The sequence below is a fragment of the Photorhabdus sp. P32 genome, from assembly GCF_038085095.1.
GTDB classification, from domain to species: Bacteria; Pseudomonadota; Gammaproteobacteria; order Enterobacterales; family Enterobacteriaceae; genus Photorhabdus; species Photorhabdus luminescens.
Genome location: NZ_JAZGJN010000187.1, coordinates 1 through 14,375, shown reverse-complemented (window position 1 = coordinate 14,375; position 14,375 = coordinate 1). Strand labels below are relative to the sequence as shown.

General features: G+C 33.2%; 12 protein-coding genes. 5 read left to right on the top strand and 7 right to left on the bottom strand.

Annotated elements, in window-relative coordinates; translation table 11 throughout:
- Positions 1 to 707 precede the first annotated feature (707 nt).
- The 3 genes from V2H77_RS02550 to V2H77_RS02540 all read left to right on the top strand — a co-directional run bounded on the left by V2H77_RS02550 (position 708) and on the right by V2H77_RS02540 (position 2,871).
- A complete protein-coding gene (locus V2H77_RS02550) occupies positions 708 to 1,280 on the top strand; it encodes a hypothetical protein (RefSeq protein ID WP_341497543.1) in 573 nt (190 codons plus the stop codon).
- A gap of 445 nt (positions 1,281 to 1,725) precedes the next feature.
- On the top strand, positions 1,726 to 2,349 hold the full coding sequence (locus tag V2H77_RS02545; RefSeq protein ID WP_341497542.1) for a tail fiber protein: 624 nt from the start codon (positions 1,726 to 1,728) through the stop codon (positions 2,347 to 2,349).
- 9 nt (positions 2,350 to 2,358) lie between these two features.
- Positions 2,359 to 2,871 carry a tail fiber assembly protein gene (locus V2H77_RS02540; RefSeq protein ID WP_341497541.1) on the top strand — a complete coding sequence of 171 codons (513 nt, stop codon included), beginning with the start codon at positions 2,359 to 2,361 and terminating at the stop codon, positions 2,869 to 2,871.
- Positions 2,872 to 2,911: 40 nt separating this feature from the next.
- Here V2H77_RS02540 and V2H77_RS02535 read toward each other — a convergent pair whose 3' ends face one another.
- Both V2H77_RS02535 and V2H77_RS02530 read right to left on the bottom strand, forming a co-directional pair.
- Positions 2,912 to 4,009, bottom strand: a complete 1,098-nt coding sequence (locus tag V2H77_RS02535) for a glycosyltransferase family 4 protein (protein WP_341497540.1) — start codon at positions 4,007 to 4,009, stop codon at positions 2,912 to 2,914.
- A 92-nt stretch (positions 4,010 to 4,101) separates the two neighbouring features.
- Positions 4,102 to 5,652, bottom strand: a complete 1,551-nt coding sequence (locus tag V2H77_RS02530; RefSeq protein WP_341497539.1) for a phosphoethanolamine transferase — start codon at positions 5,650 to 5,652, stop codon at positions 4,102 to 4,104.
- A 1,455-nt stretch (positions 5,653 to 7,107) separates the two neighbouring features.
- Here V2H77_RS02530 and V2H77_RS02520 point away from each other — a divergent pair.
- On the top strand, positions 7,108 to 8,025 hold the full coding sequence (locus V2H77_RS02520; protein WP_341497538.1) for a GNAT family N-acetyltransferase: 918 nt from the start codon (positions 7,108 to 7,110) through the stop codon (positions 8,023 to 8,025).
- A 341-nt stretch (positions 8,026 to 8,366) separates the two neighbouring features.
- On the opposite strand, the gene V2H77_RS02515 is transcribed toward V2H77_RS02520, so the two are convergent.
- The 5 genes from V2H77_RS02515 to V2H77_RS02495 all read right to left on the bottom strand — a co-directional run bounded on the left by V2H77_RS02515 (position 8,367) and on the right by V2H77_RS02495 (position 12,516).
- Positions 8,367 to 9,266, bottom strand: coding sequence for a glycosyltransferase family 2 protein (locus V2H77_RS02515; protein ID WP_341497537.1), 900 nt, complete (start codon positions 9,264 to 9,266; stop codon positions 8,367 to 8,369).
- Between the two features lie 27 nt (positions 9,267 to 9,293).
- Entirely contained in the window at positions 9,294 to 10,289 is a 996-nt protein-coding gene (locus V2H77_RS02510; RefSeq protein WP_341497536.1) for a glycosyltransferase family 2 protein, read from the bottom strand.
- Positions 10,290 to 11,257: 968 nt separating this feature from the next.
- The gene (locus V2H77_RS02505; protein ID WP_341497535.1) at positions 11,258 to 11,383 is read right to left on the bottom strand and encodes a hypothetical protein; all 126 of its coding nucleotides are present in this window, start codon (positions 11,381 to 11,383) and stop codon (positions 11,258 to 11,260) included.
- A gap of 41 nt (positions 11,384 to 11,424) precedes the next feature.
- Positions 11,425 to 11,601 (bottom strand): hypothetical protein, encoded by a 177-nt coding sequence (locus V2H77_RS02500; RefSeq protein WP_341497534.1) that lies wholly within the window; start codon positions 11,599 to 11,601, stop codon positions 11,425 to 11,427.
- Positions 11,602 to 11,943: 342 nt separating this feature from the next.
- The gene (locus V2H77_RS02495; RefSeq protein WP_341497533.1) at positions 11,944 to 12,516 is read right to left on the bottom strand and encodes a serine O-acetyltransferase; all 573 of its coding nucleotides are present in this window, start codon (positions 12,514 to 12,516) and stop codon (positions 11,944 to 11,946) included.
- A 565-nt stretch (positions 12,517 to 13,081) separates the two neighbouring features.
- On the opposite strand from V2H77_RS02495, the gene V2H77_RS02490 reads away from it, so the two are divergent.
- Entirely contained in the window at positions 13,082 to 13,822 is a 741-nt protein-coding gene (locus tag V2H77_RS02490; RefSeq protein ID WP_341497532.1) for a glycosyltransferase family 25 protein, read from the top strand.
- Positions 13,823 to 14,375 lie beyond the last annotated feature (553 nt).

Sequence of the window (14,375 nt, the reverse complement as noted above, 5' to 3'; positions counted from 1 at the left end):
TTTTATATGCTCCTGGGCCCGGTTTAATCCCAATTCCTCGGGGCCACGGTCGGTGCGTCCTTTTTTCCGCTGCTGCTGGCGGGGATGTAGTCGGTGCGTTTCGGGGGGAAACGTCTGGGGAGGGGCGATTCTTAACATGGCGGCAAGCTCCGTCGGGTAAACGGAATTTAATTAAAGCAAAGTGCCGGATAAAAAACCAGCACTTTGTCAATAATCTGTGGCCAGCATTTGCTGGCCTTTTTCATTTTCACTGATAAATATAAAATAAAATCAATTAAAATCTTTCAGTTTTGCTCAAGTTTAATATGATAAACATCACCTCTAATTATATTAAAACAACAAAAATATAGATGATATTTTTTATAATCAATGGAATTATTTTAAAGTTAAAAAAACCACTCGTTATTATTTACATAATAAATCACATCCGTAAAATATATATTCACCAATATTTCACCAGGTTACATCCCAACATATATTAGCAAATTAATTTTCTACAAAAATAACTCAACATATAAAAATATGAATTATACTTATAATTATCGTTACGATATCAATGACGTTCAACAACACTTGCTTAAGTGCAAATAAATAACACTAATGGGATGAGCTCTTAATATCCTATAAAGCCATCTGACGGGTGAAAATTGACTCACAAAAATCACCTAATGAAGTTCCGAATAATTTCATCAAAGGAGTTTATTAATATGATCACTTTAAAAACTTTAATTGGTACAACTATTGTGATTTTAGCTTCGTCAACACAATTAGCTTTAGCTACTGAGACAAAAGAAAACATTACCGATAAGGAGGCGACATTGGAAGTTTCAGAAGGTAAAATTTCCAATTTATCAGCCACATATGCACTACAAATTAAAAACTCATCAGCGACAAAGAGTATTACCCTTGTTACACAATCATCTAATTGCATGTATGATAGTGGGGACGAAAAAATACGTTTAGAAGCAGGTCAAACTTATCTTGGAAACTTGAAGGATAATAATAACTGGGCAGATGGATGTACAAATGCAACTAAAACTGTAAATTGGAATGTTAGTTATATTAATGTCGCCAATACAGACACAGAAAATTGTACACTAACATTTCGGCATGGCCGTGGTCATGCAAATTCAGATGGCTCTGGCCCAGAATGGTATACATTAATTAAAGGATGTCCTGATATAGTTGAAAATGCTATCTGCGGAGGCCAGATTTGTTATAACAGCCAAGCTTACTGGGTAAGAAATCGAAGTGTGAATATAGAGTTTTCTGTTAAATAAATTTGGATGTGTTAGTTGTAGCTTTATCCTAAATTGAGAGTTGCCTATTTTGATATGGTTACCAAATCTTATACAAGACTACAGGTAACTCTCCAATTTATTTAGCTAAACAAATCTCCAGAGTTAGAATACGCAAAGTAGAAAAAGACGGTAACTTGGTACAATTCATAACCAATCCGTTTCCACCATGATTGGGGAAGACGCGTATTTTGCCAATATATGTGATCTGTTCTGATCATTGATGGGTTGTTTTACACCCAATCTTTGCTCATAATTTCATCAATCACAATTCTATTTCCCATAATCGCCATTTTGGTCATTTATTAATACACAAATATAGCCAGTTTTTACCTTTTCCATCCCCATTTAATGCCCCAGCACACTGCTTCGACATAGGGTTACTGCTAGTTTATAAATTCCATAAAACATTGGTTTAGTGGAAACCGTGGAATTGGCGAAAAGTGCGGTGCCGAGTAGTCGGAAAATTAATGGTAAGGCGCTGAGTGGGGATATTAGTTTGAGTGCGGGGGATGTGGGGGCGTTTAGGCTTAGATTAACAGGAACATACTCTGTTAATAATCAAGTCCCTTGGAACGTAGATACGGGATTATATGATTTGCGGCGTCCTGGGGACAGTCAGCTTGTTGCTCACTTTTGTAACGGAATTGGAAGTTGTCCGGCATTTCAGTTAAAAGTGCATTACAGAAATGGAGGGATTGCTTATCGTTCTGCTCGTGATAGTTATGGGTTTGAGGAAGATTGGACTGATATTTATACAACAAGAAAAAAGCCGTCACCGGGCGAGATAGGTGCATATACCACAGGTGAATGTGATAATCGTTACGCCTTGAAGAACGCTGTTGGGGTGATTAATTTACGACTTGGAAGTTGGGTAACAGAGGGAGGATGGACAAACGAGACAAAAGACTGGTCTGCTCCTTCTGGGCATGTCCTTGTTGGCTTGGGTACAGTAATGTGGAGTTCAGGAAGACAGCACCTTGCCAGTGTACATTATCGCCCTGTACAAGCATACATAAATGGTATTTGGGTAACAATCTCCTCAATCTAGGGTGACATTATGAAAACTGGTATTTTTACACCTTATATTCCAAAAGGTGGCATATCTTGTGTTCAATACTTAAGAGATGATGAAGGCAATGACTGGTATCAGATTCAAGAAAAATTTTTAGAAGAAACTATCAAATTCACATTCAATAAAGATGGCGTTATCACTTCAATATCAAAGGATATATCTAGTTTATTCCCTATCTATTTATCCGTTGCTGAACTTGCATCAGAATATGTACCAACGGAGATAATTATCACAGATGGGTGGTTTTTTGACGGTAAGAAAATCATTAAACGCATTTATACACTGGAAGAGCAACGACAGCAGGCAAAGAACCAAAAGTCAGAAAAAATGATTGCTGCAAATGAGGTAATTCAGCCTTTGCAGGATGCTATTGATTTAGGAATAGCAACTAACGAGGAAAAAACCTTATTACTAGAATGGAAAAGGTATCGAGTATCACTTAATCGCATTGATACTTCATTAGCATCAAAAATTATCTGGCCTGAACAACCAAAGTAAAATAACAACGGCCTGCTCCTCAGGCCGTAAATTTTTAAATTTAAGCGTTACAAACAGAACTATAAGTACTTATCGTTTCTGAAACCATTTTTCTCACATCAAACTCATTAACTGCTTTTTCTCTGGCTTTTTCAGATAATTCTTTTAACTCTTGAGATGCTAAATTAGCAATCAAATTTAAAACATTATATATTGATGTTTCATCCCCTGCTTTTGTGATCCAACCATTAACACAATGATCAACATTTTCTGGTAACCCTCCGAAATCACTGACAATAACAGGCAAACTGCAAGCCATCATTTCTCTGCAAGCAAAACTGATAGTTTCACAATCAGTAGATAAAACAAACCCTATAGAAGCATTTTCCATATAATTAATAATTTTTTTATCATCATTAATATAACCAGTAAATTTAATATCGACGTGGGAGAAAGGAACACTCACTAATTTATCTATGTCTCCTTGGTGAGGAGTACGTCCAATAATTTTTATACGAAATTTATCAGATAGCTCTTTATTCTTTGCTAAGCATCTTATCAAAAAATACCACCCTTTGTGTTCAGCGGTTCCAGCAGAGGAAATAAGTGTTATTTTTCCTTTTTCTATAACTGAATGTTCAGTTTTCCATTTATCGGTATCAATACCATTTTTTATAGTAACAACTTGTTTATCAGAGATAAAAGAGGAACATTGATTTCTAGTGGAGTCACTCACGAAAATAATTCTTTCATTGAATTTTTTCAACCTGATTTTGGATAACCAAGATACAGGATAATGATTATGTTTTGTATAGATTATTTTACATCTCATTCCGAAAAGTATTCTTGCGAGAATAGCGGTTTTATTGTCAGAAGTTCCATTAGTATGAATTATGTCTATTTTTTGTCTTATGACAATTTGTGACAAAACCTTACAGGTTGTTACGAGTTGTTTGAGTTTATTAAGCTTGCAGAAAAAATAAAGAGGAACAACATTATTAAACCCGGAACTGGTAAGTTCTTTGTACAATCTGCTTTCAGGTGGACAAGCAATCAACAGTTTTCCTTTACTATAATCAAAATATTTAACTATATTCATGATATATGTTGTATGACCACCGCCATTACCTGTATGGAAATTTGTTATCATAATATTCATTGCTCACCTACTCTTATCTTTGTCATGAGTTAATTTCATCTAGAAATCAATGCCAACACAGACCTTATTTATATTTTTCATAATATAAAAACTCATCTTGGAATTTTATCTTCTGGTAATGAGATGTATTTCATGACTTTATTACTAAAGTTCAGAACATCATCTTGGTTTTCACATATTTCATTAGACAACATTTTACAATTCTCAGGTATTGTAGACTCTTTAATACCTGTCCACTCTGAAAATAGAGTTAAGAAATTCATTGAATTACGTTGAGCGTTAATAATCTTACGTGACGTATCATCATAAGATGTAATAAACATAGGAACCTGATAATTCTGTTTATATTTATCATTATGAGCAAGTCTCATCTTCTTAGTATCTTTCTCAAAGAAAGATACTCCATGATCAGCAAAATACATCAAAGACCAGTTCTTCTCATTTTTATGCACTTCATCAGTAATTATTGATAGCAAGTCATCAGTGTTTTCAATACTCTGTATATAGCAAGAAACCTGCTCTGATTTAAAAAAAACTTTATATTCATAATTCGCTCTGATACAAGCAGGGGAGTGAGAACCCATTAAATGAATAACAATTAGCTTCTTTTCTTTTTTATCCTCTAGGGCTTTTTTCACAATCGGTATTATATTTGTATCTGGCATATTCCTATTAAGACCAGAACTGGATTCACCTTTTTTAATAAATAATGGAGAATCAGCCCTTGCACCCATACTGGCAACCGGGGTATCAAATATCCCCATAGAACCTTGATTTGATATCCAGTAAGTATAAAAGCCAGCTTTTTTTGCTAATGTAACAATATTATTGCTTAAAATATTTTTACCATCTTTGACCATCGCTAATGAATTTTCCAGTGATATTTGGGTTGATGGACCTGCTGAGATATAATTTGTAAAAAGCGTCCCATTAGTAGTGCTCATAAAAGGTGTATTATGTATCGGGAATCCATACGCATTCATAAAATCTCTACGTACACTTTCTCCAATCACAACAATGTAGGTGCTATATTTTGATTTTGCCGATACTGTTCCCCACGTATCTTTTTCACTTAGTATTTGTTGCATTTTTTTATATTCATTTTTTACCCTTATAAAGTTGATAGTGACATCTTTGACAGCTCTAATTTCAGGAAGTCCAGAGTCAAGAATATTGAACTCCTTACCCTGTATAAAAGCTTTTAAAGGGTGATGTATTGTAGTAATTAATGCAAAAGAAAATAGAAGAACATTAACATTTCTATGTAAATTAATGCTTACTTTCAGAGATAACAAACAAAAGATCAAAATAAACGTACTAAAAAGATAGTGTTCAGTTGGAATAGAAGAGATGAATTCACTAGCCTCTTGTTCGTTTGTATAGAATAACGAAAGAATTGAGTTGAAGTTTGGTGAGCCATATGTAAGCCCGATAGGGGCATAAACGAGAGCTACTATACCAAGAACGATAAGCAGGGGGTTGTAAACCACCGTGGCCTTGTTTAGTAATAGAAAAATAGAGAATATAGCAAACACATACGCTATTTTTAAACGATAGCCTAAAGCTATATGAGCTAAAAGGCAAAAAATGAAGAGTGCAACAACTGGTAATAGCTTGATTAAGTGGTTCTTTGTAAGTTTCATGTTTATCTATCAATAGAGTATCGTGTAATAGTAAAACGTAGTTTAGCTTTCGAAAAGTAGAAAAAACGAAGGCTCAATTTCTTCATCCAACCGAATTCTCTATTATTACTATACTATGTATTTTTCATCATGTGAATAAAAGAAATCTTAGTTAAAGAAAAGCCTAAACGAAAATTGTAAACCTGAATACTTTGCTTGCAATATAAAAAAACCATATAACACAGAAATATCACTATAACCCTCAGTGTAGGAAAATATACATAATATGCCACGTGATAATAAATCATAGTAGCAGGATAAAGTAAACAAAATAATCCTTAAATATATGCATGGCTAATTTTACCGTATTTAGTCCTATTGAGTATTTTGAAAACTGGTTTACCAATATTTTTTGTAGCCCATTAATTGACGGCAATCTTTGTCAAGGCAGCTTTTAAAAGCATTCAATGTGACTTAATATAGTAAAAATCGGGTGAATCTGGGTGTCAATAAATAACTAAAATAATGATTGAGAAAGAAACATATTAACCATGATGGAATTACGAGCAACGACTGAGTGATAAATATACAGAAAATCAGCGTTACTTTGCTCAATGCATCTCAAGTAGTCGCTCTTGCAGACCTACCATAACGTTATATTCTGCAAAATTACGCATTAGCCAATTCTCTTACCCGCAGTTCACTTAAGATAAATAAATTTACTTTTTATGTATGCGTGCGTATGTTGATGTTAGGTTAAGAGGATATATGAAATCAACTGACCTAATAAAAGAATTGTCGCTGTTGGATACGAACTTAGAAAGTGATGGAAGGAGTCACCAATAATCGGAAAGATACTCCCGGTTCCGTATCCTAACAAAGATCTACCTATCAACACTGCCAAATCTGTAATACCTTGTAGGTTATTATGTTTTTCTCTAATAGATATTGAGTTGCCGAAAGATGGAAAACACTGCGGATGGTTTGATTATTCCTGCGTTATGTACTGAAAATAATAAAGAAGACATTGCGATAGTGGCTAGTGAGACTATTTTATTAACAGTAGAAGATATAGTCTAAAATAGTATGTAAATTAAACATACTCAGGGTGTTGGCTATCTAATTTATGCAAAAAACACAGAATATCAATATGTTGATAGCTAGTTTGTTATCGACGTTGATTTGTCTGAATTTTCCGGAAAGCAGCAGCGTATTGATAATCGTGTCAAAGAAAGTTCGGTACAATATGGTCAGAGCAACTAAAGTAATTACAGGGTTGTTTGGTCCTTTATTGACACACATTACCTAAATTTCTGCTAATACATAGTATGTTTGCCGCCGAATAGCAGTGGCTTTATAACCATAAACAGTCTAATATGTCGCTGGAAACATTTGACATGTGTGGCATTTATCATCATGAAAGATGGAGATTACCATAATTATAATCCATTTTAGATTTATATAGAGGTAGCATCATTGAATATTCTAAACATAAAGACTTATTTTTCAGGGTGGTCAGAAGCTGGAGAGTCTGAATACCGTTATTGTTATAAAAAGTTTGGCGGCAATTTTTCAACACATCCTGATGTACTTGATTATTTGCACTCACACGCAGAATGTAGAGAACGATTCTTTGTGAGAACTAATGGAAATGATGAGCTCACGGGGGCCTTATGTGTATGGCACAATAGATATCTGGCTAATGATTATTTCACTTCCGAAATTACTAAACATCTCAATTTGCCTGTGCCAAAAGACGAATTAATTTTGCCTCTATCTACTGAGAAAAAAAGCTTACTTCCTTTTAAAGGTAAAATTGTATCAGAGATAAACGCAAGCTCTATTATGAATGTTACTTACAAATTGAATGCCCGGCGACAAATTTGTTTGGCAAAGAATCCAGAGATGATGTCATCCAGTACGAAGAATTCAAGAAAAAGAGAAGTTAGACGATTCCTTGAGCAAGGGGGAGAGATAATAGACCAATGTGAATATAGTGCCTCTGAATTAGTAGATATTTATTTTGAACTCTTCAAGATGCGCAGAGGTGTATATCCAGGTCAAAGAGAAGAAAACATAAAATTCATCCAAAAGTTTCGCAGTATGGTGTTTGGTAGTATCCTTTTTTATCAAGGGAAACCAGCAGCATTTCAGCTAATAATGAAATCAGATAATCCAAAATGGTCAACTTTCGATTACATAAATATTGGGTTAAATACAGAGTTAGCCAAATTATCTGTAGGGACTATAATAATGTGGCTGAATACGCAAAATGCGTGGAAAAAATGTAACGAAGAAAATAAGGCAATGCGTTTTTCATTTGGAAAACCTACCTACGAATATAAAGATCGCTGGTGTATCAGAGAAAGCATTGGTCGATTACTTTTCCCATAATAATTCTGCCCATAAATAGGGCAGTAATTATTAATATCATATACTTTGATACCAACCTATCAACTTGATATATGAATTTGTTATGTTTATTGCAGTTTCTGAACCTATATTAGTTGTTGTTCCAGAAATAGAGTGGGCACCAATGCCAATACTAACAGTATGTGTATGCTCACTGGTGACTATATTGATAGATTGCATAACCATACAATTTCAGGCAATACAGGAAACGCTGGTGCTAATACAGTAATTATAAAATATTAATTCATATACTAAGTTGATAGGTTAGTATAGAACAGAATAAAAAAATTATGGCTAAGGCTATGCTGTGCATAGCCTTCTTTTTACAATTTCAGTAGTTTCTTCTTAAAACTAAATCTCACGCTTGGATCGATAAAAAAGGAGAATTTACTTATATTTTTGATTAGAGCTTTAAGAGCTAATTTCCTCTCAGAGGATAATATGTCTCCGTTCTTTAAAAGATGCTCAATAGCATGGGTTGCAACAATGTTTTGATATTTATCACCAAATTTATTATTCATATATGAAATTACATCAGCCATAATATCAGCTTTCTGATTAGTAATATTATTTGATAAGCTATTGTTACGCTTTATATAATTATAAAATACAGAATTTGTTATATAGATATTACTGCTTTTTTGCAATAAATCAGGAAATATAAGCGCATCTTCATAACATGAAATTTCAGGGATTTTTAGGTTATTAAATAATTTTTTATTAAAAAATTTACTACATAAATGCGCCTGGAACTTTTTATGAATTAAAAATTCTTGTATAGCTTTGTGCTGTGTCAACTTTGTTGATGATGCAAAAATTGATTTCTCTATGTAGTCAGAGTCTTTTTTTACATCATTAATCCTGGATATTAGAATGTCAACTTCATTTGACATTAAGAATCCTATCACTTGGTTTATGTCAAATGTAGGCAAAGCATCATCTCCATCAATAAATGTTATATATTGACCATTGCAGTTTTGTATGGCGTAGTTTCTTACCTTTCCTATATTTCCAAATTCAGTTCTAAAATACTTAGAAGATTTTACTGAATTTGAAAAATCCATCATGATATTAGATGTGTTATCAGTTGATTTATCATCTATCAATATGATTTCTATATTGTTTGAATATGTCTTAATACATTTCTGAATGCTATTTAAACATTTAGAAATAAATGGCTCAAAGTTGTGTGCAGTAACAATAATAGATAATATAGATTTCATAGTAGTTCTCCATCGTACTTTACAATATTACAGTACTGACTTTATTTTTTCCCTATTTGATAAATATAGAAATCTAGAATACATTTTTAGAAAAAGACCTAATAAGTCACTAGTATTAGTTCGGGAGTATAATTTGAATTTTTTTGCTATATAAATTTTTTGAATATGCTTCTTACACTTGACAGGTAAAGAAACTTTGATTTTATTTATTATGGTTTTTAATATGCTATCTAAATAAACAACTTCATTTGATGATAGTTTTTCTGAAGAATTTATTTTTATAATACTTTCAATGTCAATATCAATGCCTAATGCATGTATTAATTTAAGCTGGGATTTTGCAGCATAAGATTGTTGTTCACTAAAGTATTCATTTCTATTTTTATTTGGATGTGTTCTATATTTCAATAATGTATCAGGTAAGTTAATAAATTTATAATTATTATTGATTGAAATTAAAAATAATTCAGTCCATAGCCCATAATCTTGTGCTTTTTCATAATCTTCAGGATAGATTATACCTGATTTTAGTAAAATATCTTTTCGAATCATCACAGTAGGATGATAAAATGGGCAATCGAATACAATACTTGAAACTATTTCTTCATGGCTCAAAGGAGGAACTTTATTTCTAAGTTCTTCATATGTTCTCATTGATGTTCCACAAACGATAGTATCAGAGTGTTTACTCATATGTTGATATTGTATTAATAACCTGTCGGGATATGAATAATCATCAGCATCCATCCTGGCAATAAAGTTACCTTTTGCTTCTGATATCGCAATATTTAGTGAGCGAGCCAATCCCATATTTTTGGCATTATTAATTATCTTTATTCTTTTGTCTTTAACAGCAAACTCTGAAAGTATATTGGAAGTTTTATCAGTTGAAGCATCGTTAACTATGATGAATTCATAATTTTTAAACGTTTGTTCTAAAATAGAATTTATAGCTTCAAACAGGAATTCTTGTCCGTTAAAAACAGACATTATTACTGATATGGCAGGTTCTCTATGTAACATATTTTATCTTACTATGTTGTATAATTAAAAAAATTAATCAACTTGGTTGTCTATGATTTAAATTAAGATTATTTTTTAGGCCGTGTTTATAAATTGACTTGGTTATATATTCTGGGAAAATATCACATCCATGATAAATAATTTGTTCCTCAAAATTTTTAGATATTCATTCATGTAGAAGCATAATCCTATACTATAATGATACTTTCAGCAAAACGATATTTTGCTCCTTCATGGAATTCAAAGGTAGATAATCTAGTCGTTTTTCCCACATAAACCCCATGTCTTAGATGCTTTCCAAGTTCTCATTTTTGAGATACATAAGATAAGATGATAAGAGTTGATATGTATACAAATTCTAGTTCATTCACTACTTTGATGTCCTTTGCGTTGTCACTATAAGATTGATGGACAAGTCTAACTGATACAGCTATCTTAAACCAAAATTGCTTTTATTTCCAATAATTAATGAATAATATCTGTTCTAAATTAAACTATCTATCTACCTATCTACAACCTTTTGTTTTACCCTAGCATATTGTTAGAAAATAAATTTTCCCAAAATCAGAACTCTCACATATCTCACATATCTCACATATCTCACATATAAGTGTATTAAATTTTCATTGAACATTCCCTATGATACTGATGATAAGTGGGATGATAAAGTTTAATTACCTCCAGTGGGGTAATTCCCAGTCATTCAGCTAACTGAGAATTATTACACCTTATTCTTGGGATTAACTTGTAAAGCACCTTCTCCTGTTTATCCACTTCATAAATGGCCTAAGCTTCTGAGGGATGAGAAGTCCTCCTACTTCTAAAAATGGAACACCTTTAACTTTTATCCATCAGTTACTCTAATCTTTACTAAGCATGGGTCTTTGGGCGGAATCACATATCAATTAAAACAGTGAGGAGCTTATGATTCGGGCCTTACAAAAACAGCGTCGATTGAGTAATGTTTGTCAGTTAAGATAATTATGAATGCCGTAACGGATATCGTTGCGGCTTTTTTTCACTGTCCTTGGGTAATGCTTTTCCCTTCTTACTGGCAGCACAAAGCTTTCAGACATATCAAGCAACTGAGACATAAACTGAGGTATTTTTCCAAGAGAGACTTGGGGTAATAGGCTCAACTGACCTGTAAGATAGAGGCAAGCCTTATTTGGTAAGGTTCTGTTTCTTTCTGGCTATACGCCATCTGAATCATCATAAAACGCAGCAAATTGTACGCCAGTACAACATCCCACAACTCCTGCTCGATAAGCTCCGATTTTTTACTTCTCAGAATCAGCTCGTTTTTCAGCATATATTGCTTTATTTCCCTGAACCCGTGTTCAATTTCCCAACGATATCCATACTCTGATATAATTTGAAAATTTATCTACACTTTTAAATGGAGTTAATATGGCGAAAATAACTAGATGTATTAGTTGAGACTTGATCTGATATTTCAATTTGAAAAGAATAGGGTTACCTACTTTGATTAAAGGTGCTGAATCTGAAATCAAAGAAATAAATTTGAGAGTTTATAGGTCACAGTGCATTTTCCTTTTGCTAGAAAGATGGCTACTATAGCAACTGACCACCATTCCTGAAAAATGCACTTATTAATCGAATCCGCTTGCTTGAGGGTTTATAGAAATCTCTTTTAAAGAAGAGATGTGTTTTTTGTATTTATTCTAATATTTTCAGATTTAGGAGTATAACATACCGAATTTGATAAAATATTCTTATTAATAAAAGACATGGCGCCAATCAATACATTATTACCAATGGTAATATAGTTTCCAATAATACAAACATTTGCACCTACAGTAACATTATCACCTATAGTAACACCACCATCATTATAAGTAGATTGCACTCCAATAGTAGTATTTTGTCTTACTTTAAAGTTTTCTCCGATAATTGCTCTATTAGTTATTACTAGTCCAACATAGTGATATATACTCAGTCCTACGCCGATGTGAGCACCAAGACCGATATCGCAGCCATATTTAGATCTTAGCTTGTTATTTATATATTCTGCTAATTTGGGGTTTTTATTAGATAAGTAAAGATAGTTAGCAATTCGCCACCAGAAATTGAATCTCCTTTTAGGGTATTGCCATGTACGCCGTATCGCTCTGCCCCAAGTGAATTTTTTTATATCAGAACATACCACTTCTGCCATCAGACAATGTTTTAAATGTTCAATGCTAGAATAGCTGTACTTATCCATAATATCCTCCAGTAATTCGTGATGAGTATACAAACATCAATCCTATTTAAATAGCTCAATTATAGCTGATCACGTCCAAATTCTAACAGTTTCCCTTTACACTAAAGTAAACCCACATATTTTGATAAAAAATGCAGCACGAGAATTTTATCATCAGATGACGTACTTTTTCAATTTACGCGACATGCTGCAACAGCAGAACACTGTATGTTCCAGATGAATACTACGGTGCGTTTACACACCTACAGGACTCAAACCTGTGACCTACAGCTTAGAAGTGAGTAGAGTCACATTGTAAATTAACCAATTATCGTATTTATCAGCGCTCACACGTTCCACCTTACCGAAGGTATCTATGGTTACTCTTGATGATCTTTCGATGTTTGTCCTAAATGCGTCCCACTCAATTTGATAATATCCATCTTAATCTTCCTCACCAAACCAAAGAGTGATTGGAAAAAGTTTTGTGAGAGAGCTAAAAAGTCTGATCTGCTACTTTGATGACTTGGATGGTTAGTGCTCATCGTGGTAAGCTATCACTATAACTTAACTATAATGGTGTGTTATGAAAATTTTTGTTATCAATCTTGAAAAAGATGTAGATAGAAAAAAAGCAATACAAGAGCAACTACAAAAAATAGACATTGATGCAGAATTTATCAATGCGGTATACGGTAAAGAATTAACTACGGAACAGCTCCAATATGCATGTTCTAATTTTGATAACATCTCACTCACACTTGGCGAGGTTGGATGTTCAATGAGTCATATCAATGTGTATAAGGAAATGATAGATAAAAATATACCTATCGCTCTTATATTAGAAGACGATGTAAAATTTAATGATAATTTGTGTACGGTATTGTCTTCTTTAGAAAAATATCCTCAAGCTCTTAGTGCAAAACCATATGTTTTTCTATTGAATAAAACCAATGAATATTTCGCTTCATTCAAAAAGCCACTAATTGATAACTACAACATTGTAAATGTGATTGACGCGGCTGGTACATTTGGATATGTATTAAATTTGACCACAGCTAAAAAACTATATCAATATTTACAGCCTGTTAGATTCGTTGCTGATGATTGGAAACTGTTCAGAGAGCAGGGTGTAATTAAATTAAAAGGCATTATCCCGCCAGTAATTCACCATTCTCCTAACTTTTTAAATTCATCAATTGGGGAAAGAAACTATCCACCGACAAAAATAGATAACAAAAATAGAAAACGTACAATTATCACTCAAATCAAATTGGCTCTGTGGAGAATGTTTATTCGTACTTGGCTTAAAAAAGTTAGACCTTAGTTATTTTTACTAAGGTTGTTATAAGTTATGTTGTGCGGTACCAGCTCATTAATTTAACATATGAATTAATAATAGGTATTGCATCTCCTGAACCTGTATTAGAGGTGCTACCTGAAATAACATGATTATGGGCCCCGATATGCATTGGGTGTACGTGTTTTCCTGCATCTACGATAATATCTTGTTTTCGTTGACTTTTATAACGGTCTTGATAATTGCACTTTTATTGTACAGGAGAAATAGGAACGTGGATTCGGGGAGTCAAAATCCCCAGAGGAAAAAGTATTTCTTGGGACACACTGTGATAAAGTTTCTGAGCTAGTAAAGCAAGATGGCACTAATTTTTTGCTGACTTATTAATCAATATGTGTTCGTAATTCCCTCACAGTTAGTGCATTTCTCTCTAAATTGTCATTTTGGTTATTTATTGACACTCAGATCTGCCCGATTTTTACCATATTGGGTCCCATCGAATACTTTTAAAAGCTGCTTTCACAAAGATTGCTGTCAGTTAATGGGCTACAGAAAACATTGGTTTAGTGGAAACCGTGGA